Genomic DNA, 23,360 nt, shown 5'->3' with positions numbered 1-23,360 from the left:
CGAGAGAGGACTGGAGGTCAGGCGGCGGAGGCGGGGGTGAAGTCCGGGGCGACCAGGCCGAAATGCGTGGTCAGCATCATCTCGGCGGTCTGCAGCGCGCCTTCGACCCAGCCCTGGTAGGTCGAGTAGGACTCGCCGCAGATATAGACCTCCTCGTCGAGCACTGGCTTGACGATCAGCGGCATCACCGCCGCGGTGTCGACGCCGATGTTCCAGGAATGCCAGCCGCCGCCATAGGGGTCGTCGCCCCAATCGCGGAAGGCGGCGGCATAGGGCTCCGGCGCGTCGGTCACGCCGTGCACCTCCTGCAGTTGGCGATGCGCCTCGGCCACCATCAGCGCGCTGATCCGGTAGATGTCGCCCAGCTTCGGCTCGCCGCCGGTGACGAAGGGGTTGTGGCGGCCCTCGAAGGGCGGACCGCTGTCGCGCACCCCCTCCCAGTAATCGACCGAGATGCCGTCGGTATAGGCCGCAACCAGCAGCGAGTTGTGGTTCCGCGGGTCGCCGCCGGGCATGTCGCCCTCGGTCTCGAAATAGTAGATCTGGCGCAGCGGCAGGTCGGTGACTGAATCGCCTGAGGTCAGGCCCAGCTGGTGCCACCAGGGCCGCGGATAGGCCAGGGCGAATTTGTACAGCGCCTGGCCGGTGACGGTGGCCAGCAGCTCGGCCACGCCGGGCTTGGCGAAGAACTCGCTCGGCCCGGCACGGTCCAGCGGATGCTCGGCGATGCGGTCCAGCGACCGGCGCGGCATGGCCAGGATCAGGCGGCGCGCCAGGACGACGCGGTCGTGGCCGGCGAGGTGGTCGTGTATGATCAGGGCGTACAGCCCGTCCTCGCGCCGGCTGAAGGCGATCAGCTCCCGCCGCAGATGGACATGGCCGCCGGCCGCCGCGAACTGGTCGCGCAGGCGCCAGGGCAGGGCCTCGTAGCCCTCGGGCAGGTGGACATAGGGGGTCTGATCCGGCGGGATCGACCAGTCCTCCATGTACCAGGGGATGGCCTCGGCCGCGTTCCAGTTGGTCAGCACCGTGTTGAAGCCGCCGCCGGCGAGGGCGAGGTTGTAGGCCTCGACGCTCAGCAGGTTCAGCAGCACCTGCCAGAAGCCGTGCTGGCGCAGCGGAAAGCCGTTCAGGGTGGCGGCGGCGCAGGCGGCGCGCAGCTCCGCGCTGCTCATCTTGGTGGCGCCGGGGATGATCGTCTCGATCGCCTGCACCACCAGCTGCGACGGCGACTTGCCGCGCTCCTGCTCGGTCAGCCAGTACGGCACCGTCGCGGCGTCGTCATACTCGCGAATCTGGAAGCGGTGACTGCGCAGATAGGCCAGGTTCTGCGCCCCGCCCATCGGGAAGGGCTCGGTCTGGAAGCCCAGATGCTTGACCAACCCCATGACCAGCAGTTGGGTGGTCATGATCCGCATCCCGCCCAGCTCGGCCGGCACATGCGGCATGCCAGGCAGGCGGACCGTGTCGAGCCGCCCGCCGATCCGGTCGCTCATCTCGAACAGATGGATGCCGGCTGCCGGGATCTTCGAGTCCGGCGCGGTGGCCAGCCGCCAGGCGCTGTACACGCCGCCCATGCCGCCGCCGATGATCGCACAGTCGATGACGCTCTCGGATTCTGCGCCCATGATCATCGCTCCGTCTGCAAGGATGGTTGTGCGGCCGCTGCGGCGGCCATGTCAGATGCTCACGATCTGGTCGACCGCCTCCAGCGAGGCGATCAGCGAGCCCTGGATCCAGGCCTGGTCGAGCGAGCAGTGCTCGCCCGCGAAGAACACCCGGCCCTCCGGCTTCTTGCCGTCGAGCCAGATCGAGCCGAGCTGTCCCGGCAGCAGGAAGGCGAAGGCGCCGGCCGACCATTTGTGCGACTGCCAGCAGATCGACGCGGAATCGACCACCAGATTGTCGTCCAGGATCTCCGGATGGTACCGGGCGATGCCGCGGCGCACCGCCTCGACCTGCGCCGCCGGCTCCATCAGCCCGAGGCGCAGCGCGTCCGAGCCCCAGCAATAGGCACCGAGCAGCGCCCCCGGCATCGAGGCATCGGCGTTCGGCGCGGGCCCGGTGCGCTCGTCATGCGCCGGGCCGGTGTGCGGGTTCGACCAGGGGCGCGGCGGCAGCGGGCCGCGCTCGACCTGCAGGTGGTCCATCGGATAGTAGGTCTGGCGCTGCAGCCCGTCGGAGATCGAGGCGCCGCCATAGATACCGTAGCGCGACTGCCAGAACCGCTCGCGGCAGTCGAGGATGACCTTGGTCGAGGCGGCATAGGCCATCTGGCTGATTGACAGGCGCTTGCCGTAGCTGAAGCCATCCAGCTGCATCCGGCGCATGACGCCGAAGGGCAGGGTGCACAGCACGTAGTCCGCGGTCAGCGTCTGCGGCCCTTCTGGCCCGGTGTAGCCGATCTCGACGCTGGTCTCGGAGGCCAGGCTGATGCGGGTGACCTCATGGTTCGGCAGCACGGTGCCGGGGCGCAGCATCGCTGCCAGCGTGTCGGGCAGCTGGCTCATGCCGTCCTGCAGCGTGGTCAGGTTGTTGCCGGTGCCGACGATGGTGTCGCGGATGAACATCGTCACCGCCTTGTCGAACCAGACGGCAAGGCTGGTATAGGCGCCCACCAGCTGCTTCACCGACTGCGGCAGCACCGTGTCGAGGAAGGCGCCGAGCGACAGGTTGTCGAGGTAGCGCAGCCGGTCGGTGGTCATCTCGCCCTTGAACAGGCTGTCCTGCTCGAATGGGGTCAAGGGCGCGATGGCGTTGGCCAGCACCCAGCCGAAGATGGCGCCGCCGGGGTCCTGCGGATAGGCGCCGTCGGGCGACGGCGGGGTCTCCGGCAGGCCGTAGCGCGGATAGATCCGGCTGCGGTCCTCGCCCAGCCGGCACACGACGTCATGGATGTCGAGGAAGTTCTGGTCGACGCTGTTGACGAACGGGATCAGCCGGCCCGTCAGGCCGGCCCGGTCGATGTAGTAATGGGTGTAGTCGTGCGAGCCGGGGACGCGCATCGCCCCGAGCTCGTTGTAGCTGCCATCCTTGAAACGGTGGGTCAGGATGCGGCCGCCGACGCGCTCGCTGCCCTCGAGGATCGTGGCGATGTGGCCGAGCTGCTGCAGCTCATAGGCCGCCACCAGGCCGGCGATGCCGGCGCCCAGGATCACCACATGCTTGGTGCCGTGCCCGGCATTGTCCTTCCGGATCCGCTGCAGCATCTCGGCGATCGGGACATGCGGATAGGTGCTCTGCTGCTGGGACATGCTGGCCTCCGCCGATTCGAGCGGGGGACCCAATAGATCCACCCCGTTCGCATTAAATTTTAGGAAAAATCTTCCGAATCCTGCTTCGGCCGGCGACTGTTTCCTGCCGCCGCGACACGTTCGGGTGCCGAATCCTACTGACTCTGGTAGCATGCCGGACGGGGCGGGATGTAAACCAGATTTGAACGGCCGTTCGCATTCATCCGCTACGCGCCTCGACAAGGAACGGCTGCGGGGCAGGGCAGGATCGTTGATGAGCACCAGGATGGTGGAGATGACGGGCGGCGCCGCACGGCGCGATCGCCTGATCGTGGTAGAGGACGACCCGGTCACGCGCACCATGATCGCGCGCTATTTCGCGGAAGAGGGCTTCGAGGTGGAGGAGGCGGCCACGGGCGCGGAATGCCGCCGCGCCATGAAGCGCATGCCCGCCGACCTGCTGTTCATAGACATCCAGCTGCCGGACGGCGACGGCTTCGACCTCGCCCGCGAGATCCGGTCGACCAGCGCCGTCGGCATCATCTTCGTCACCCAGAAGGACAGCGAGGTCGACCGCGTCGTCGGGCTCGAGCTGGCCGGCGACGACTATGTGACCAAGCCGGTGAAGCTGCGCGAGCTGCTGGCCCGGTCGCGGGCGCTGCTGCGCCGCCGGGGGCTGGAGCGCGACGCCGCGCGGCACAACCCCGTGGTCACCTTCGATTCCTGGCTGCTGGACCAGACCCGGCGCGAGCTGACCACCCGGGACGGCACGCCGGTGCGGGTGACGCGCGGCGAGTTCGACCTGCTGGCGGCGCTGGTGCAGGCCAATGGCCGGCCGCTCAGCCGCGACTACCTGGTCGAGGTGATCAGCAACCGCGACACCGAGGTCGGCGACCGCACGGTCGACGCACTGGTCGCCCGGCTGCGGCGCAAGCTGCAGACGCCGGCCGGCGGGCCGCCGGTCATCGTTACCGTGACCGGAGTCGGCTACAAACTGGGCGTCCGCACCGACGCGCGGGGCTGAGCCGACCGCCGCATCTCCGCCATCAGGGCGTCGACCGACAGGCGGCGGAGCGGCCCCAACGCCGCCGCCATGTCCATCAGCCCGTCGATCGGCGCGTCGTTGCCGGCGCAGACCTCGATCGCGGAGGCGTGACGGGCCAGGCGGATCAAGCCCAGCGCGCCGGCCGAGCTGCTCAGGCGATGGGCCAGGCGGGCCAGGTCGCGGCGGTCGCCGGCCTCGGCCGCGGCGCCGATCGCCCCGATCAGCGGCCGCGAGACCCGATGGAACATCAGGGCCAGCCGCGCCAGCTCGCGGATGCCCAGGATCTCATGGCGCTCGTCGTAGAACTCCTGGTCGACCAGGGTGGTCGGATCGGCCGACGCCAGCGGTGATTCGGCCGGCGGGCGGGAGTCCGAGACGGCGGCCAGCATGCGCTGCAGCGCGGCCAGTTGCAGCGGCTTGCCCAGGATGCGCTCGATCCCGGCCAGGGCGCAGCGCTGCCGGCTGCCGTCGGTCAGGTCGGCGGTCAAAGCCAGGATGTGCGGCGGCTCGCGGTCGCCCGGCAGGGCCCGGATCCGCCGCGTGGCCTCCAGCCCGTCCATGCCCGGCATGTGCAGGTCCATCATCACCACGTCGAAGGCGGCGGCCGCTGCCGCCTCGATCGCGGCCTGGCCGCCATCGGCCAGGGTGACCCGGTGGCCCAGCCGGCCGAGCAGCCCGGCGGCCACGGCCCGGTTGATTGGATCGTCGTCGACCACCAGCACCGACAGCGCCGGGCCGGCCACGACCGGCGCCGGCGTCTCCGGCTTGGCCGTGCCCAGCGTCACCGGCACCGCCAGCCGGAAGGTACTTCCGGCGCTCGGTGCGCTCTCGACCGTCAGCGTGCCGCCCAGCAGGTCGGCGATCCGGCGGCAGATCGCCAGGCCCAGCCCGGTGCCGCCGTAGCGCCGCGCGATCGACGAATCGGCCTGGATGAAGTCGCCGAAGATCCGCTCGTGCATGTCGGGAGCGATGCCGATGCCGGTGTCCGTCACCGCGACACGCAGCATCGACCGCCCACCCGGCATCGGGGCGAGCCCGACCGTCACCTCGATGCCGCCTTCCGCGGTGAATTTGACGGCGTTGCTGAGCAGGTTGATCAGCACCCGGCCGAGGCGCCGGGGATCGCTGCGCAGGATCGCCTCCGGCGGCGCGTCGATCGACAGGGTCAGCCCCAGCCCCTTGGCCGCGATCTGGGGACGGATCAGCTCGACCGCGTCGGCCACCAGCCGGTGCAGGTCGAAATCATGCAGGTCGAGCGCCTCCTGGCTGTTCTCCAGCCGGGCGTAGTCCAGGATTCCGTCGATCAGGTCGAGCAGGGACTTGCCCGAGTTCTCGGCGATCTCCAGGTAGCGGCGCTGCTCCTCGCCCAGGCGGTCGCGGTCGAGGATCTGCAGCATGCCGAGCACGCCGTTCATCGGCGTCCGGATCTCATGGCTGACCACCGCCAGGAAGCGGGACTTCGCCTGGTTGGCGACCTCGGCGGCGCGCTTGGCCCGGCGCGCCTCGCGCTCCTTAGTCACCGCGCGGTTGCGGGCGGCGGCGAGTTCCGCGGTGCGCTCGTTCACCTTCTGCTCGAGTCCTTCATTCGCCCGCAGGAGATCCGTGCGCGCACCGTCCAGGGCGGTGAACAGCCGGGCATTCGCCAGGGCGATCGCGGCCTGCCCCGCCAGGACCTGCACCACCTCGAGCCGGCGCGGACTGAAGACGCCGGTGGCGAGGTTGTTCTCGAGATAGATCAGGCCGTCGACCTGGCCGCGCTCATCCAGCGGGGCGCACAGGATCGAGACGACGCGGTTGGCCTGGATGTAAGGGTCCCGCAAGAATTCGGCCGAATGCTGTGCGTTGTCCAACACCAGGGCTTCGCGGGTGCGCAGCACATAGGACAGGACCGATCGGGGCACGGCGCTGCTCTCCTCCAGCCGCCCATACCCTTCGCCGGCCGGCACCGAGATCTCCCGGTCGCGGCCGATGGCCTCGACATACAGGCCGTCGTCGCGCCGCAGCACCAGGACGCCGTAGGACGCGCCGGCGCTCTCCTGGATCGCCCCCAGCACCCGCTGCACCAGCTGGCCCAGGTCGATCTCGCGCGAGATCGAATGCGCCGCCCGCAGCACCGCCCGGAAATCGATGTCATCCTCGCCGGCCGGGCTGCCGGCCTCGCGCAGCGAGGCGCGGCCGGCGCGCGACCGCATCGCGAGCCGCGGGAATTCCCGCTCCAGCGCGGCTACCTTGGCGGCGGCGCCCCAATAGCCGTACAGCGTCGCCGCCTCGCGCAGATGGGCCGTGCCGGCGACGTCGTTGCCCAGGCCCAGGCAGAAGCGCCCGGCATATTCGTTCGCCAGCGCGGCCTGATGGGTCAGCTTGGCGGCCTCGGCCCGACGGATGGCGTCGCCATAGAGGCCGAGCGCGTCGGCGGTGCGCCCCTCGGCCCGCGCCAGCTCCGCCTCGACCAGGCTGTTCATGGCGCCGAAATTGTGCGGGCTGAGCTCGCTCCAGCCCCGCAGCCGACTGTGCTGCGCTGCGAAGTCGTCGCCGCGGTCGCCGTCATCCGCCAGCGCCGCCAGCAGCAGGAAGGCGACGCCGTCGGCTTCGGCCGCGAGGCCGGCCGCGCCGGCCAGGTTCGCCAGCGTCGGGCCGATCAGGCGCCGGGCCGCCGCGAGATCCCGGAACAGCAGGGCCAGCTGCAGCCGGCGGATCAGGTAGTTGGCGCGGGCGACCAGATCCAGCGCCTGCAGATGGGCGTCTTCCTCCGCCTCGCTCCGGACCCGGTCGCGAGCCATGCTGGTGGGCGCCGGCGTCCGGCCCATCAGCGCGGCGGCGAAGTCGACCTGCATCCGGCAATGCTCGGCCGCCGTCCGGTTGCGGTCGCCGATCAGCTGCAGATGCTCCTCGCCGATGCGGGTCACTTCGGCCAGCCCCCCGCCGCTGCCGAGCAGGTGGATGACATAGGCCGAGGCGTGATAGGAGCCGAACTGGATGTCGCCCATCTCGAATCCGGCGCGGATGCCGTCGAGGTTGAGCTGCAGCGCCCCCGCCAGCGGGTGCAGCCAGTGCCGCAGGAAATAGGCGTAGACGAAGGTCACGCTGGCGGTCAGCGGGTGGCCGAGCCGGGCGTCGAGGGCGATCGCGGTCCGGGCGAAGGCGTCGGCCATCACGCTGTCGCCGGTCATCCCCCGCAGCGTCAGTGCCAGGGTGACGATGATCCCGGGCGCCAGCGTGTCGCTGCCGTGCTGCAGCATCAGATTGGCGTTGCGCAGCGCCATCAGCGCGAACAGCGCCGGCTGCAGCGTGTTGTGCGCGTCGGGGGCCAGGCGGAACAGGATCTGCATCGCTGCCGCCAGGCGCCGGTCTTGCAGGGGCGGCAGGTCCAGCAGCACCTCGGCCGGGCGCCCGGCCATCAGCCGCTGGAACTCTGCGAATTCTGCACCGACGGCCTCGCGCTGCTGCTCCACGGTCACCGGCAGCTCGATGCCGACCAGGCGCAGCGCCCGGCGGCCGACCTCGATCGCCTCCCGCTCCATCAGCCGCGCGTCGAGCGACACCAGCTGCAGCATGGCCAGCTGCAGCCGATGCTCGTCGTCCTTGAGCCGGGCGGCCAGCACCTCGACCTCGCGGTCGAAGGCGGCGTGGTCCTGGGTCAGCATCCGGCATTCGGCCAGCAGCAACGCCGCCTCGGCAATGTCGGCATAGCGGGTGTCCCAGAGCTCCGGGTCGCTCAGGCGCAGCCCGGTCTCGGCGTAGTCGCGGGCCGGGGCGAAGGCGGCCGCCATCCGGGCCTGCCGGGCCGCGATCAGGTTGATCTCGGCGCAGCGCGCCCGCAGCGCCGGGTCGTCGTCCAGCCCGCCCGCGGCATTCAGGTGCCGGGCGATGGCGAAGGCGGCGCCGGGCAGCTGGGCCTCGCCGGTCCGCTCCAGCAGCAGCAGGGCGATGCGGCGATGCAGGACCTCGGGATCCTCGGCCAGCCGGTCGGCGGCCTCGCGGATCCGGTCATGGGCGAAGCCGACGCCGCCGTCGCGGACCACCATCAGCCCTTCCGCCACGGCGTCATCGAGGATTCGCCGCAGCGGCGCGTCGTCGAGGCCGAGCACGGCACCGAGCAACTCGGCATCGACCTGCATGCCGAGGCAGGCGCTGGTGGTCACCACGCGCCGCAGCTCCGCCGGCAGATGGCCAATGCGGTCGGCCAGGAAGCCGACCACGTTGTCGGTCGCCTCCACCGCCGCGATGCGGTCCAGGTCCCAGCGCCCGGACGGGCCGATCGCGCCGGTGTCGCGCAGATGGCCCAGCAGCTGGCGGGCGAACAGCGGGTTGCCCAGGGTCTTGGCGTGCACCAGGGCGGCGGCCGCCGCCGCCTGGTCCGGCTGGCCGCGATAGGCGGCGACCAGCATGGCCTCGATATCCGCCGGCGCCAGCGGCTGCAGGCCGATGCGGCGCAGCCCGGGCAGCGCGTCGAGCACGTCCTGCAGCGCCGGTTCCAGATCCCCGTCGCGGCAGGTGCCGATCAGCAGCAGCCCGCCGGCGGGCGCGGCGGCGCAGATCGGGCCCAACAACTCCAGGCTGGCGCCGTCCGCCCATTGCAGATCGTCCAGCAGCAGCACCAGCGGATGGTCCGGCGCGGCGAAGGCGGCGACCAGGTCCTGCACCGCCTGCGCCAGCCGGCGCCCGGCCTCGGCCGGGGCCAGGACGGCCGCCGGCGGCTGCGGCCCGATCAGCCGGTCCAGCCCCGGCACCAGCTCGGCCAGCGCGCTGGCGCTGCGGCCCGTCCGGTCCAGCAGCTCGGCGCGCCAGGCCGCGACCATGGCGTCGGGTTCGGTCAGCACGCCGCGCACCAGCCCGGCGAAGGCCTGGACCAGGCCGAGATAGGGTTCGTCGCGCTGCTGCTCGAACTTGCCGGCGGCGAAGCGGCCGCCGGCCTCGGCCACGCGGTCGCGCAGCCCGGCCGCCAGCGTGCTCTTGCCGATGCCGGGGGCGCCGGTGACCAGCGCGGCGCCGCTGCGGCCGGACCGCGCGGCGTCGAACGCCGCCTGCAGCTCAGCCAGGGGGGCGGCCCGGCCGTACAGGATCGTGCCGTCGCCGAAGCTGTCGCCGCCGGCGGCGAGGGCAAAGGCGGCGATACGCCCGCTCGCGGCACCCGCGGGCGCGAAGCCGGCGCGGCAGCGTCCCAGATCGGCCGCCAGGTCGGCGGCGCTGCGGTAGCGGGCGGCGGCGTCCTTCAGCAGCAGCGTCGCCACGATCTCCGCCAGCACCGGCGGAAACCCCGGCAGCAGCGCATCCAGCGGCTCCGGGCGCCGGGTGAGATGGGCGTGCAGCAGCTCCAGCCGCTCCTCGCCAGCGAAGGGCGGCCGGCCGGCGAACAGCTGGTACAGCACGGCGCCGAGCGAATAGAGATCGGCACGGTGGTCGATCGGCCGGTTCATCCGGCCGGTCCGCTCGGGGGCGACGGTGGTCAGGTCCTCCACCGCCGGCAACGCCTCGGCCGGAACGGAATCGCCGCGGTCGAGCAGTACGGCGCCGCCGAAATCGATGTAGTTGACCCGGTGATCCGCCGGGTTGAGCACGATGTTGTGGGCCGACAGGTCGCCGTGCAGCACGCCGCGCTCATGCACATGGGCGAGGCCGATGGCCAGGGCCTCCGCGACCGCGATCCGGCCGGCGAGGTCCGGCGGCGCCATGGCGATCCAGTCGGACAGCGTGATCCCGCCGATATCCTCCAGCACCAGGGCCGGCCCCTCCGGGCCGTCCGGTTGCAGCCCGACCGGACGGACCACGAGATCGGAGTCGAAGCGGGCCAGGATCTCGTGCTCGCGCCGCAGCCGGTCGACCAGGCCGACCGCCGGCTCGCCCAGCGCCTGCTTCAGGATGACCGGGCGGCCATCGTCGAGGACGGCCCGGATCACCGTGGTGGTGGCGGTGCGGTGGATGACCTCGCGGCGACGAAGGCGATGGGCGGCGTCCGACACGGCTGTCATCTCCCCGGGGCGAGGCTGGCGCTGCCCTCGATCAACCTAGAGTAGCACTCCGTCGACGCTCCCGCGATCCGGCGGCTTTTCGCTGGAGGAGCGGCGACGGCAGTGTCATGCTGGACGGTATAGTCCACCTGCATTCGACGACGCCATGATTACGCCCCGGCCTCAGGCCAACGACAATTGCAACCCCGCAGATGCTTTCGAGCTGCAGCTGGACGAGGTGAAACGCCGCTTCGTCGCCAAGATCGCCAGCACCGTGCGGGGAGACCGGATTCCGGGCGTTCCATGCGCCGCCATGCCGGATCGGTTGGTCCCGGAATCGTCCGACCATCTCTGACAAGGCGCCGGAAAGGGCTTCGGCGTGGGGATGCGGTCGCCTGCCGGTCAGCGGCGGCCGGGCGGCTCCGCCGTGGTCGCGCGGACGATCAGCTTCGTCGCCAGCCGTCGCGCCGTGCCCGAAGATGAGCCGGACTCGATCTGCGCCAGCAGCATCTCGATGGCCGCCCGGCCGGCGTCGTTCGAGCGTGAGGAGATGGTGGTCAGCGGCGGGTAGGTGCGGGCGCCCAGCACGTCGTCGCAGCCGATCACGCTGAACCCGGCCGGCACCTCGATCCCCAGCCCGGCCAAGCCGGCCAGCAGGCCCTGCGCCACCAGGTCGTCGAAGGCGATCGCCGCGGTGGTCCGGGCCGACAGCACCGCCGCGGCTGCCACCATCCCGCCCTCATAGGACGGCCGCTCGGCAGCGACTTCGACGGCCTCGATCCCGAGCTCCCCCGCCGTCCGCAGCACCGCCGACCGCCGCTGCTGGTTGGACCAGGAGGAGGGGGGGCCGCCGATATAGGCGATGCGCCGGTGTTCCAGCGCCTGCAGGTGGCGGACCGCCGCGGCGGTGCCTGGGGCGCTATCGATCAGCACCCGGTCCAGCCCCTCGATGTCGCGATTGACCAGCACCACCGGCCGGCGGCCGCGCAGCGCCCGTATCGCATCGTCGGCCAGGCGCGACGAGGCCAGGACGAAGCCGTCGACCTGCGCCGCCATCTTTCCGGTCAGCCGTTCCTCCCGCGCCGGGTCCTCGTCCGAATCGCCGAGGAAGACGCACAGGCCGGCGGCATCCGCCCGCGCCTCCGCGGCCCGGATCAGCGGCGGGAAGAACGGGTTGGCGACGTCCGGCACGATCAGCGCGATGTTGCCGTAGCGGCCGGTCGACAGCGCCCGCGCCACCAGGTTCGGGGCATAGCCCAGCCGGACGGCCACGGCCATGACATGGGCCACGGTCGCCGGGCTCAGCATCCCGGGCCGGCTGAAGGCGCGCGACACGGTCGACCGCGCCACGCCCGCGGCGCGGGCCACCTGCTCGATCGTCGGGATGGATTTCGGCGGCTGGTCCATGGGTGCCCGCTGGTTCGCTGCCACAGTCTTAGCGCGGCGGAGCGAAATGGTACATCGCTTGAAAATTTGATCGTGCAATCGGTTGCGGCTTGACATGCAACCGGTTGCATAACACCTTTGCGCCAGAAGGCCCGCAACGATCGGGCCGGCAGCAAGGGGGACTTCATGGGGACGTTCGACTGGGTGGTGCTGTGGGCCTATTTCCTGCTGATGATCGGCATCGGCGTCTGGGCCCGCAGCCAGATCAAGACGGCGGCCGACTTCTTCACCGCCGGCGGCCGGATGCCCTGGTGGCTGTCCGGCGTGTCGCACCACATGTCCGGCTACAGCGCCGCGGTGTTCGTCGGCTATGCCGCGATCGCCTACACGGCAGGCTTCACCCTCTATGTCTGGTGGGCGATCGGCATCGCCTTCGCCATGGTGGTCGGGTCGGTGCTGTTCGCGCCGCGCTGGTCGCGGCTGCGGCAGCGCCTGGCGATCATCTCGCCGCTGGAATACCTGTCGACCCGCTACAACGTCCCGACCCAGCAGGTCCTGGCCTGGAGCGGCGGGGCGCTGAAGGTGTTCGATGTCGGCGCCAAATGGACCGCCACGGCCCTGCTGCTGAAGGTCTTCGCAGATGTGCCGCTGGTCTGGGGCGTGCTGCTGACCGGCGGCGTCACCCTGATCTATTCCACCATCGGCGGGCTGTGGGCCGATGCGCTGACCGATTTCAGCCAGTTCGTCATCCAGCTGCTGGCCGGGGCGGTGATGTTCTTCGCGGTGCTGGCCAAGCTGGGCGGCGTCTCGGCGCTGTGGACCATCTGGGACCAGCTGCCGCCCGGCCATTCCCAGCCGTTCAACGGCCAGTACACGATGGTCTTCGTGCTGGTCTATCTGCTGATCAACACCCTGTCCTACAATGGCGGCACCTGGAACCTGGCGCAGCGCTTCATCGCCGCGCCGACGGGCGGCGATGCGCGCAAGGCGGCGCTCTTGTCCGCGGCGCTGTATCTGGTGTGGCCGCTGATTCTGTTCTTCCCGATGTGGGCGGCGCCGATCCTGCTGCCGAACCTGGACCAGCCGCAGCAATCCTATGCGCTCTTGACCCAGAGCCTGCTGCCGACCGGCCTGGTCGGGCTGGTGCTGGCGGGCATGTTCGCGCACACCATGGCCATGACCTCCTCCGACGCCAACGCCGTCTCGGCCGTGGTCACCCGCGACATCCTGCCGGTGATCTGGAAGGGCGCGCGGACGATGTCCGGCCGGACGGAGCTGTTCGTCGGCCGGCTCAGCACCTTCCTGTTCATCGCCCTGTCGATGGGCATCGCGCTGACGGCCGACAGCTTCGGCGGCGTGCTGGGGCTGATCATCCTGTGGTTCGGCGCGCTGGTCGGGCCGATCGCGATCCCGATGCTGTTCGGCATGCTGCCGGCCTTCCGGCGCTGCGGCCCGACCGCGGCGCTGGCGTCCTGGGCCACCGGCCTGATCGTGTTCGTTCTGGTGAAATACGTCTTCGTGGGCGAGATCAAGGCGCTGAACCCGGACTGGACCACCTCGATCACCGTGGCCGGGCCGGTGCTGTGCTCGCTGGCCGTGTTCATCGTGATCGGCCTGGTGGCGCCGTGGCGGAACGCCGAGGCCGATGCCCTGATCGACGCGCTGGAGAGCGACGAGACCGCGGTGGCCGGCATGCCCGCCCAACGCCCGAGCGCCAGCCGTGCCTGAGGCCGTCTCCATCGCCGACCCGGCGGCGCTGCGCCGGGCCACCGCCCGCCACCTTGTCGACGACGTCCTGGCCTGGTGGCTGGCCAACGGCCCGGACGACCGCCATGGCGGGGTGTTCACCTGCTGGTCGAACGATGGCGGCCGGATGCTGTCGCGCGACAAATACACTTGGTCGCAGGGGCGGTGGGTCTGGCTGATGGCGCGGCTGGCCCGTGCCGGGCGGCTCGGTCTGGTCGAGATCGACCGGGTCGCCTGCCTCGACCGGGCCCACCGCACCGCAATCCTGCTGCGCGACCACGCACTGCTGCCGGACGGCAGCACCGCCTATCTGCTGGCGCAGGACGGCACGCCGAAGCCGCTGGCGCCGGGGCAGGATCTTCACGCCAGCGTCTTCGCCGACCTGTTCACCACCCTCGGCTTCGCCGCACTGGCGGCGGAGAGCGGGGAGGGGGAGTGGGGCGAGATGGCGGAGGAACTGCTGGCGAATGCCGCCGGCCGCATCGCTGCCGGCACCGCGCGCACCGAGCCCTATCCGATCCGGGCCGGCTTCCGCGGCTTCTCGCTGCCGATGATCCTGGTCGGCGTCGGGGCCGAGGTGGTGGACGCGACCGGCTCCGCAGCCGCCGCCGAAACGGTGCTGGGCGCGGTGCGCGAGATCGAGGCGGACTTCCTGGCCGGCGACGACATCGCCGAGATGGCGCCGGCGTCGGCGGACGACGCCGACACGCTGCTGGCCCGCCATCGGACCCCGGGCCATGTCCTGGAGGCCTGCTGGTTCCTGCTGCGGGCCGGGCAGTCCCTGCGGCGCCGGGGCATCGCGGCCGAGTCCCGGCTGTTCGATGCCGGTATCCTCGCCGACATCGCCATCCGCGCCGCGGCGCTGGGCTGGGACGAGGACCAGGGCGGGCTGCTGCGCTATGCCGACCGCGACGGCGGCGCGCCGCGCGGGCGGCGGACCGGCGACCGCTATGAGGACCTCGTCATCGACACCTGGGATACCAAGCTGTGGTGGCCGCACGCCGAGGCGCTGTACACGCTGGCGCTGCTGCATATCGAGACCGGGCGGGCCGACCTCGCCGCCTGGCACGACCGGCTGGCAGCCTATACGTACCGCGTCTTCCCCGCTGGCCCGGGCGGCGAATGGGTGCAGATCCGCGACCGCGCCGGCGCGGCGCTCGACAAGACGGTGGCGCTGCCGGTGAAAGACCCGTTCCATATCGCCCGGGCCTTGCTGCTGATGATCGAAAGGCTGGCGGAGGTCCTGCCGCCGGGCCAACGGAGCTAGTTGCACATGACCCTGCCCGCACCCGCCCCGATCGGCGGCATCGATGTCCAGGTCCATCCCAGCCGCGCCGCGATGGGCCGGGCCGCCGCATCCGTCGTGGCGGCGAAGCTGCGGCGGCTCCTGCGGGATGGCGGGTCCGCCCGCATGATCTTCGCCGCGGCGCCGAGCCAGGCCGAGATGCTCGACGCGCTGGTGGCGGAGCCCGGTATCGACTGGGGCCGCGTCACTGCCTTCCACATGGACGAGTATATCGGCCTGGCGCCGGATGCGCCGGCGCGCTTCGCCCTGTGGCTGCGCCGGTACCTGTTCGACCGGCTGCCCTTCGGCGCCGTCCATCTGATCGACCCCGGCGACGATCCGGCAGCGGCCGCCGGCGCCTATGCCCGGCTCCTGTCGGAAGCGCCGATCGACATCGTCTGCCTCGGCATCGGCGTGAACGGCCACCTCGCCTTCAACGATCCACCGGTGGCCGACCTGACCGACCCGCTGGACGTGAAGGTGGTCGAACTCGACAAGGTCTGCCGCCAGCAGCAGGTCGATGACGGCTGCTTCCCTCGGCTCGACGCCGTGCCGACCCATGCCATCACCCTGACGGTGCCGCGGCTGCTGCGGGCCGATCGCCTCGTCTGCGTGGTGCCGGGCGCTGCCAAGCGCGAGGCGGTGCGCCGCGCCCTGCACGACCGCATCGGCGCCGCCTGCCCGGCGACGGCGCTACGCCGGCACCCTGCCGTCACCCTGTTCCTGGACCCGGAGTCGAACCCCCATGGCTGACATCGACGCCGACGCCCTCTGCGCCGCCTATCTCGACCGTACGCATGACCTGATGCGCGCGATCCTGGAGACCGAGCGCGACAGCCTGGACCGTGCGGCCGCCCGGCTGGCCGACCAGATCGAAGCCGACCGGCTGGTCCATGTCTTCGGGCCCGGCGGCCATTCCAACCTGGCGGCGCAGGAGATCTTCTTCCGCGCCGGCGGGCTGATGCATGTCTCGGCCATCCTCGACGAGGGCACGCTGCTATCGAACGGTGCCCTGCGGTCGATGGCGATCGAGCGCACGCCCGGATACGGCCGGGTGGTGATCGCCGACCGCGGCCTGGGGCCGGACGACCTGCTGATCCTGGTCAACGCCTACGGCATCAACGCCGCGCTGATCGACGCGGCGATCGAGGCGAAGACGCGCGGCGCCTTCGTCATCGGCGTCAGCTCGCGCGGCCATGCCGACCAGACGGCCGCAGACCATCCCGCCCGCCACCCGACCAAGCAGAACCTGCACGACCTGGCCGACATCGCCATCGACACCAAGGTGCCGGTCGGCGACGCCGTCGTGCGGATCCCGGGGGTGGGGGAGCCGGTGGCGGCCGTGTCCACTTTCGCCAACGCCTTCGCGCTGAACTGCCTGGTCATCCGCACCATCGCCAGGCTGGCCGAGCGCGGCATCGAGCCGCCGGTCTGGCGCAGCGGCAACGCGCCCGGAGGCGACGAAGCCAATGGCCGCTTCATCGGCCGGTTCCGCGGCCGGGTCCGGTCGCTGTGATCACCGGCCGCGACCCGGCCACCGGCCGCAGCCTGGCGGTCACGGTCGCGGACGGGCGGGTGGCCGCGATCGAGGACGGCCCAGCGGGCGAGACGGCCTGGCTGTCGGCCGGGCTGGTCGACCTGCAGGTCAACGGCTTTGCCGGGCACGACCTGAACGGCGGCGGCCTGGTGCCGGAGACGGTGGCGCGGCTGGCGGCGGTGCTGCGGGAGGGCGGCGTCACCAGCTTCCTGCCGACGCTGATCACCGCGTCCGAGGCCTCGATCACCGCGGCGCTGTCCGCCATCGCCGCCGCCCGCGCGGCCGACCCGCTGGTCGCCCATGCCATCCCGGCGGTGCATGTCGAAGGGCCGCACATCTCGCTGGACGACGGGCCGCGCGGGGCGCATCCGCGCGACCAGGTGCGGCCGCCGGACCTCGCCGAGTTCGACCGCTGGCAGGCAGCCTGCGGCGGGCTCCTCGGCCTGGTCACCCTGTCGCCGCACCATGACGGCGCGCCGGACTATATCCGCGGCTTGGCGGCGCGAGGTGTGCATGCCGCGATCGGCCACACCGACGCCTCGCCGGCGCAGATCGCGGCGGCGGTGGAGGCCGGGGCGACACTGTCGACCCATCTCGGCAATGGCATCGCCGCGACGCTGCCGCGCCATCCGAATCCGATCTGGTCGCAACTGGCCGAGGACCGGCTGACCGCCAGCTTCATCGCCGACGGCCACCACCTGCCGGCCGAGGTGCTCAAGGCGATGCTGCGAGCCAAGGGGCTGAACCGTGCCGTGCTGGTTTCCGACGCTGCGGCGTTGGCCGGCCTGCCGCCCGGCCTCTACGACCAGCCGATCGGCGGCCGGGTCGAGCTCACGGCCGACGGGCGGCTCGGCCTCGCCGGCACGCCCTTCCTCGCGGGCGCCGCCCGGCCGCTGAAGCAGGACGTTGCCCTCGCCATCGAGGCGGCCGGTCTCTCGCTGGCCGATGCCCTGCGCCTCGCCACCGTCAATCCCGGCCGTTTCGTGGGCGGACGCGGCGTGCTGGCCGTGGGCGCGCCGGCCGATTTGATCCGCTTCTATTGGGCCCCGGGCGACCGGGACCTGGTGATCGACACCGTCCTGGTGATGGGCGAGGAGCGGCCGTGAGCGAGCTGGTGCCAGCCGGCGCGGCGGTGATCGACGTGACGCCCCCGGCCGGCCTTGCGATGTCCGGCTTCGCCGCCCGCACCAGCCCCGCCACCGGCATGCATGATCCGCTGACCGTCCGCGCCGTGGCGGTCGGCGAGACGGCGCTGGTGGTCGCCGACGCCATCGGCCTGCATGAGGACAGCTGCCGCCGGATCCGCGACCGCGCCGGCCTTGCCGACGGCCATCTGATCGTCGCCGCCACCCACACCCATGGCGGCCCCGTCGCCATGCCGGGACGCCTCGGCCCGGGGCTGGACCCGGCCTGGCTGCAGCGGCTGGAGGATGCCTGCGTCCGCGCCGTCGCCGAGGCCCGTGCCGCGCGGCGGCCGGCCCGGCTGGGCTTCGGCCGGGGCACGGACCCGGGCATCGCCCGCAACCGACGCCACGCCGGCGGCCCGGTCGATCCGGCGCTGCCGGTGCTGCGCATCCGGGAGGAGGGCGGGGCGCCGATCGCGGTGCTCACATGCCACGCCCTGCACCCGGTGGTGCTGGGCGCCGACAACACGCTGTTCACCGCCGATTATCCCGGCGCGGTCCGTCGTCACCTGGAGGCGGCCCATCCAGGCGCCGTCGCGATCTTCCTCACCGGCTGCACCGGCGACATCAACACCGGCCATCCGGCGCATGCCTCGATCTCGACCGCGCCGCGGCTGGACCGAACCTTCGCCGAGGCCGAGCTCATCGGCGCCCGGATCGCGCAATCGGCGCTGCAGGCCTTGGAGCAGCCCCTCGGCAACGACATCCGCGCCGCCTGCACCGAGCTGATGCTGCCGCTGGCGCGCACCGAAACCGAGGCGCCGGTTGTCCTGGCGGATGCCTGGCGTCGGGAGGCTGCGGCGGCAGATCCGGCTCGGGCCGCCCTGCTGCGCTGCTGGATCGACTGGGCCGAACGGGTGGCGTCCCGTCCGCTCACGCCATGGTCGGCGCGGGTCACCCTGTTCGACTGGAGTGGCGCGCGGCTGATCGGCCTGCCGGGCGAGATCTTCGCCCGGACCGGGCTCGACCTTCGTCGCGCGCTGGACGGCGATTCCTTCGCCGGCCGCACCATGACCTTCGGCTTCGCCGATGGCTGCCCCGGCTACATCCCGCCCGCCGGCGAATACCGGCACGGCGGCTACGAGGTGGATGAGGCGCACCGCTATTACGGCCTGCCGGCCGCCTTCTCGCCGGGTGCGGCCGAGAGGCTGGTCGAGGCCGCGATCGAATTGGCAAGGTGACCGTATTGCACGGCGAGACCTTTTCAGACCATCGCGCCATCTGGGCCTGATCTATCCCTTCTATCCTCCCCCTCCCCCTGCGGGAGGGGCAGGGGGAGGGGCTGCGCGCGTCCGCGCGCAAATGTAAGGGGCACCGAACTCGCCGTCCGTGCCGGTGTGCGACAGTCTGGGCCGGCTCGAGCCGAGAGAACCCCCTCCCCCAACCCCCTCCCGCGAGGGGAGGGGAGGGGGAGAGTGGAAAGCAAGGGGCGGTTCAGGCAGTCAAATTTGAAAGGTCTTGCAGCCTCAAGCCAGGTACTTCTTGAACCAGGCGATCGTCCGGTCCCAGGCCAGCTTCGCCGCCGCCTCGTCGTAGCGCGGCGTGGAGTCGTTGTGGAAGCCGTGATTGGTGCCGGGATAGATATAGGCCTCGTAGGTCTTGCCCGCCGCCTTCAACGCCGCCTCATAGGCGGGCCAGCCCTGATTGATGCCGGTGTCCAGCTCGGCATAGTGCAGCAGCAGCGGCGCCTTGATCCGCGGCACGTCCTCCGCCTTCGGCTGCCGGCCGTAGAAGGGCACGGCGGCGGCCAGCTCGGGATAGGCGACGGCCGCGGCATTGGCGACGCCACCGCCATAGCAGAAGCCGGTGATGCCGACCTTGCCGGTGGTCAGGTCGCTCTGCATCAGGAATTCGACCGCGGCGAAGAAGTCGTTCATCAGCTTCGCCGGGTCGACCTTCTGCTGCAGGTCGCGCCCCTTGTCGTCATTGCCGGGATAGCCGCCGACCGAGCTCAGCCCGTCGGGGGCGAGCGCGACGAAGCCGGCCTTGGCCACGCGCCGCGCCACATCCTCGATATAGGGGTTGAGGCCCCGGTTCTCATGAACCACGACCACGCCGGGGACCTTGCCGGTGGCCTTGGCCGGGCGGACCTGGTAGGCGCGGACGTCGCCATTGCCCTTGGGCGACGGGTAGGTGATGTACTCGGCGACGATATCCGGGTCGGTGAACTCGACCTGCTGTGCCATGGCGTAGTTCGGGCTCAGCGAGGCGAGGATCCCCGCCGCGCTCAGTCCGGCGACGGCAAAGGCGCCGGCGCGGTCGAGGAACTCCCGTTTCGTGATCCTGCCATGGACGTAGTAGTCGTAGAGCTCGAGCAGCTCGGGCTGGAAGTCCTGTGCGGTAAGACGGGTCATGCAGCGCTCCCCTTTCCGTTCGGGCCGCCTCGCGACTCCTGAAGCGGCTCCACGTCCTCACGTTCGTCGCGGCCGGACCCGTCGGTTACAAAATCATTTCGCCAGCTCGGCCCGGATCTTGTCGACCTCGGCGGCGCTCATCTCGCCGACCGTGGTGACCTTGCCGTCCTGGATCCGCCACAGCCGGAACGGGCCGGTGATGTCGCCATACTTGTCGAAGCTGACCGGGCCGATGACGCCTTCGTATTTGATCGGCTTGCCGTCCTTGATCAGCTGCAGCGCCTTGGCGAACTCCGCCTTGCCGGCATGGATCGGCGTGCCGCCTTCGGCCACCACCTGCGGGATCGCGGCCTTGATCGCCGCGGCGTCGGCTTTGCCGGCCTTGGCGATGGCCAGGCCGACGATGGCGCCGGCGTCGTAGGAGCGGTCGGCCGCCGGCGCGTCCGGCTTGATGCCGCCGGAGAACGCCTCGTAGGCGCCGTAGAAATAGTCGGTCGAAGCCGTCTTGCTGGTGCCGGAGGAGGTGCCGTAGGTGTCGTTCAGATACTGCGCGCCGACGGCTTCGATGAAGTCGTTCGAATTCATGCCGTCATTGAGCAGCAGCTTTTGCGGGCCGCCGCCCGAGATCCAGGCGCGGGCGATGGTGGCGCCATCGACCGGGGTGCTGACCAGGTACAGCGCCTCCGGCTCGCCCGCCATCGCCGCGCTGGCCTCGGCGGAATAGCTCGACTGCTGCTCGTTGTAGGGCGTGGTCGAGGTGATGGTGCCGCCCAGCTTGGTGTAGGCGGCCGAGAACTCGCGGACGATGTTGACGCCGAAATCGTTGTTGACGTGGATGATGGCGATCTTCTTCAGGCCCTGGTCGAGAGCGTATTTCGCCGCTGCCGTGCCCTGCAGCGCGTCCGAGGTGATGGTGCGGAAGAACACGCCGTTGGTCTTGCCGTCGCGGCCGAGCGCGGTCAGCGTCGGCGAGGAGGAGGCGGGCGACACCTGCACCACCCCGGCCGGTGCCGTCACCGAGGTCAGGATCGGGATCGACACCGAGGAGATGATGCCGCCGATGATCACCGGCACCTTCTTGATGTTGACCAGCTGCGTCGCCTGGTCGACGGCGACGGTGCCCTGGCTCTGGCTGTCGCGGGTGTCGGTCACCAGGTTGCAGCCGGCAGCGCCGCCGGCCTCGTTGATGTCGCGGAACGCCATCTCGACGGATTTGGCGCCGGCCTGGCCATAGGCGCCGGCCGGGCCGGTCAGCTCCATCACCAGCCCGACGGTGATGTCGCAGGCGGCGGCCGGCAGCGCCGGCGTGCCGATAACCGCCACCAGGGCGGTGGTCAGAAGGATCCGTTTCATTGTTGTACTCCCTGTTTGATTGGACCGGCGACCTGCCGCCGGCAGTTGTTTGACGAAGCTCACGCGGCACCCTTGTTCAGATTGTACTTCATGATCGCGCCGTGGCGGCCGTGGCGGTCGCGCTCCAGCGCGAAGACGTCGCCTTCGATCTCCCGCGCCCCCGCCAGTGCCTCGGCGATCAGGGCATGGTCCTCCTCGGTCAAAGCGAGGCTGGCGACGGCGAGGTTCGCGGCCAGGTGGTCGCGGTTGCGGGCGCCGACGATCACCGCCGCCACGCCCGGCCGCCCGAGCATCGCGGCGCTGGCCACCGTGGCGATGTCGGTGCCGTGCCGGTCGGCGACCCGGCGCAGCGCCTGCAGCAGGGCCTGGAACAGGTCCCAGCCACCGAAATCGTCGATGATCAGCTTGTATTTGACCAGCGACCGGTTCTCCAGCGCCTCCACCGCCGGCTCCGCCACGCCGAGCCAGCGATCGCCCAGAAAGCCGCCGGCGACGGTGCCGTAGCACAGGAAGGAGACGTTGTGCTCGGCCGCAGCCCGGGTCATCCGCCGCTCCGGCCGGCGGTCGAGCAGCGAATACTGCACCTGCATGGTGGCCAGCTTCACGCCGGCCTGCACGATCTCCAGCATGTGGTCGGTGTCGAAATTGGTGCCGCCGATCTTGTGGATCTTGCCGGCGCGGTGCAGCTCCTCCAGCCACAGTGCCGCCTCGCGCCAGCGCGGCGCGTCGTAGTCCCACCAGTGGAACTGCACCAGGTCCAGCCGCTCCACCCCCAGCCGCCGCAGCGACTGGTTGATCACGCTCTCGACATCGGCCTTGCGGATGTGCGGCAGCACCTCCAGGTCGGGCACGAATTTGGTGTGCACCTTGATCCGGTCCAGCGCCTCCGCCCCGCGCAGGTCGCGATACTGCCGCCGGAAGCGGCCGATCATCTCCTCGACGCCGGTGTAGATGTCGGCGCAGTCGAAGGTGGTGATGCCGGCATCGGCAAAGGCCATCATGTCGGCCACCGGGTCGTCGCTGCGCACTGCGCCATGGCCGCTCGACAGCTGCCAGCCGCCGCGGATCACGCGCGAGATCTCGTAGTCCGGGGCCAGCGGGAATCTTTGCATGGTCGCCTCACTCGTCCTGGAGCGGCAAGGGCACCGCCGTGGTCGCGGCATGGCTGAACCGGCGCTTGCCGGTCCGGGTGATGCGGAAGCGCGACGAGCAGTTCGGGTCGGGGCAGGCGACCTCGGTATCCGTCGTCATCCAGTCATGGGCATGGGTCGGCCGCTGCTTGGCCGGCAGCAGCGGCAGCAGCGCCGCCAGCGAGTAGATCGAGAAGCCCTGGCCGGGCGGCAAATGCAGCATCTCGCCACGCAGCTCGAAATGGTCGCCGACCTTGGCGCCGCAATAGATCGGCCCGTCCTCGGGCGCCACCACCTCGACCCGCAGGTCGTACAGCTCGAAGCTGTCGTCGGGCGTGTCAGCCATAGGCTCTCTCCTCGGCATCCGCGGCATCCAGCCGCCCGCGGATCAGGCGGAAGGACCGGGTGATGTCGTCGGTCAGCGCCCGGGTCGACCCGCCGGCATCGCCGCGCTCCAGCGCCGCGATCAGCTCCCAGTGGAAGTGGGTGGCCGGGATGTCGCGCTGCTCGTCATGGATCTGCGCCGCGGCGCGGACATAGGGGCCGGATTGCAGCCACAGGCTCTCGACGATCGGGATCAGCACGGCCGACCCGGCGGCGCGGTAGATGGCGAAATGGAAGTCGTGGTTCAGCTCCGATGTCCGGTGCGCCTTGTCCACCTCGTCGCTGCGGAACGCCTCCTCGCACGCCACCGTCAACTGCCGCAGCCGGTCGAAATCCGCTGCCGACAGGTTGGGCAGCGCCAGCGCCGTCACCTGGCCCTCGATCAGGCAGCGGGCGCGGGCCAGGTCGTCCAGCCGCTCGCGGGTGATCAGCGGCACCCGCACCGAGCGGTTTGGCAGTGCCTCCAGCGCCTGCTCGGAGACCAGCCGACCGAGCGCTTCGCGCACCGGCATGGTGCTGGTCTGCAGCGTCTCGGAAAGCTCGACGATGCGCAGCACCTCGCCGGCATCGAACATGCCGTGGATCAGCGACCGGCGCAGCTCTGCATAGACCCGGTCGTGCAACGTCTCGCGCCCGACCGGCGACAGCGTCCGGCGCCGGCTCATGCGGTCGCGTCCGTGCTGGGCACTGTGGGCTGGTCCCGATCGGGCAATGAACCCTCCAGGCTGTCGTTCTGACTGCCCCCAATTTTCTACTTGCCAACCAGCCGCGTGTA

The 23,360-nt window shown here is 71.0% G+C and carries 16 protein-coding genes; 7 read left to right on the top strand and 9 right to left on the bottom strand.

What is annotated here, in order from left to right:
- Positions 1–17 precede the first annotated feature (17 nt).
- On the bottom strand, positions 18–1,628 hold the full coding sequence (locus QFZ27_RS36620; protein WP_429231751.1) for a flavin monoamine oxidase family protein: 1,611 nt from the start codon (positions 1,626–1,628) through the stop codon (positions 18–20).
- Between the two features lie 51 nt (positions 1,629–1,679).
- Positions 1,680–3,254 (bottom strand): flavin monoamine oxidase family protein, encoded by a 1,575-nt coding sequence (locus tag QFZ27_RS36615; RefSeq protein WP_429231750.1) that lies wholly within the window; start codon positions 3,252–3,254, stop codon positions 1,680–1,682.
- A 253-nt stretch (positions 3,255–3,507) separates the two neighbouring features.
- On the opposite strand from QFZ27_RS36615, the gene QFZ27_RS36610 reads away from it, so the two are divergent.
- On the top strand, positions 3,508–4,257 hold the full coding sequence (locus tag QFZ27_RS36610) for a response regulator (RefSeq protein WP_429231748.1): 750 nt from the start codon (positions 3,508–3,510) through the stop codon (positions 4,255–4,257).
- On the opposite strand, the gene QFZ27_RS36605 is transcribed toward QFZ27_RS36610, so the two are convergent.
- The gene (locus tag QFZ27_RS36605; RefSeq protein ID WP_429231746.1) at positions 4,221–10,238 is read right to left on the bottom strand and encodes an AAA family ATPase; all 6,018 of its coding nucleotides are present in this window, start codon (positions 10,236–10,238) and stop codon (positions 4,221–4,223) included. The two genes, QFZ27_RS36610 and QFZ27_RS36605, sit on opposite strands and share 37 nt — an antisense overlap.
- Positions 10,239–10,628: 390 nt before the next feature.
- On the bottom strand, positions 10,629–11,633 hold the full coding sequence (locus tag QFZ27_RS36600; protein WP_429231744.1) for a LacI family DNA-binding transcriptional regulator: 1,005 nt from the start codon (positions 11,631–11,633) through the stop codon (positions 10,629–10,631).
- 165 nt (positions 11,634–11,798) lie between these two features.
- On the opposite strand from QFZ27_RS36600, the gene QFZ27_RS36595 reads away from it, so the two are divergent.
- The 6 genes from QFZ27_RS36595 to QFZ27_RS36570 are packed head-to-tail and all read left to right on the top strand — an operon-like array spanning position 11,799 to position 18,545.
- Positions 11,799–13,340 (top strand): sodium:solute symporter family protein, encoded by a 1,542-nt coding sequence (locus QFZ27_RS36595; RefSeq protein ID WP_429231742.1) that lies wholly within the window; start codon positions 11,799–11,801, stop codon positions 13,338–13,340.
- On the top strand, positions 13,333–14,625 hold the full coding sequence (locus QFZ27_RS36590) for an AGE family epimerase/isomerase (protein ID WP_429231740.1): 1,293 nt from the start codon (positions 13,333–13,335) through the stop codon (positions 14,623–14,625). Before QFZ27_RS36595 ends, QFZ27_RS36590 begins: the two co-directional genes overlap by 8 nt.
- A 6-nt stretch (positions 14,626–14,631) precedes the next feature.
- Complete coding sequence (locus QFZ27_RS36585) at positions 14,632–15,396, top strand: 6-phosphogluconolactonase (RefSeq protein WP_429231738.1); 765 nt, start codon at positions 14,632–14,634, stop codon at positions 15,394–15,396.
- Entirely contained in the window at positions 15,389–16,159 is a 771-nt protein-coding gene (locus tag QFZ27_RS36580) for a sugar isomerase domain-containing protein (RefSeq protein WP_429231736.1), read from the top strand. The genes QFZ27_RS36585 and QFZ27_RS36580 overlap by 8 nt, the downstream gene beginning before the upstream one ends.
- Positions 16,156–17,286 (top strand): N-acetylglucosamine-6-phosphate deacetylase, encoded by a 1,131-nt coding sequence (locus QFZ27_RS36575; protein WP_429231734.1) that lies wholly within the window; start codon positions 16,156–16,158, stop codon positions 17,284–17,286. The genes QFZ27_RS36580 and QFZ27_RS36575 overlap by 4 nt, the downstream gene beginning before the upstream one ends.
- Positions 17,283–18,545, top strand: coding sequence for a neutral/alkaline non-lysosomal ceramidase N-terminal domain-containing protein (locus QFZ27_RS36570; protein ID WP_429231732.1), 1,263 nt, complete (start codon positions 17,283–17,285; stop codon positions 18,543–18,545). Before QFZ27_RS36575 ends, QFZ27_RS36570 begins: the two co-directional genes overlap by 4 nt.
- Before the next feature lie 285 nt (positions 18,546–18,830).
- Here QFZ27_RS36570 and yghX read toward each other — a convergent pair whose 3' ends face one another.
- From yghX to QFZ27_RS36545, 5 genes are all read right to left on the bottom strand, one after another.
- Positions 18,831–19,718, bottom strand: coding sequence for a YghX family hydrolase (gene yghX / locus QFZ27_RS36565; protein ID WP_429231730.1), 888 nt, complete (start codon positions 19,716–19,718; stop codon positions 18,831–18,833).
- A gap of 93 nt (positions 19,719–19,811) precedes the next feature.
- Complete coding sequence (locus QFZ27_RS36560) at positions 19,812–21,071, bottom strand: ABC transporter substrate-binding protein (protein WP_429231729.1); 1,260 nt, start codon at positions 21,069–21,071, stop codon at positions 19,812–19,814.
- 59 nt (positions 21,072–21,130) lie between these two features.
- Positions 21,131–22,183, bottom strand: a complete 1,053-nt coding sequence (locus QFZ27_RS36555) for an aldo/keto reductase (RefSeq protein ID WP_429231728.1) — start codon at positions 22,181–22,183, stop codon at positions 21,131–21,133.
- A 7-nt stretch (positions 22,184–22,190) separates the two neighbouring features.
- The gene (locus QFZ27_RS36550) at positions 22,191–22,547 is read right to left on the bottom strand and encodes a TIGR04076 family protein (protein WP_429231726.1); all 357 of its coding nucleotides are present in this window, start codon (positions 22,545–22,547) and stop codon (positions 22,191–22,193) included.
- Complete coding sequence (locus tag QFZ27_RS36545; protein ID WP_429231724.1) at positions 22,540–23,250, bottom strand: GntR family transcriptional regulator; 711 nt, start codon at positions 23,248–23,250, stop codon at positions 22,540–22,542. Before QFZ27_RS36545 ends, QFZ27_RS36550 begins: the two co-directional genes overlap by 8 nt.
- Positions 23,251–23,360: the final 110 nt, after the last annotated feature.

This window comes from Inquilinus ginsengisoli, assembly GCF_050434925.1.
Lineage (GTDB): Bacteria > Pseudomonadota > Alphaproteobacteria > DSM-16000 > Inquilinaceae > Inquilinus > Inquilinus ginsengisoli_B.
The sequence above is the reverse complement of the archived record's forward strand: the minus strand, read 5'-3'. Positions and strand labels throughout refer to the sequence as shown.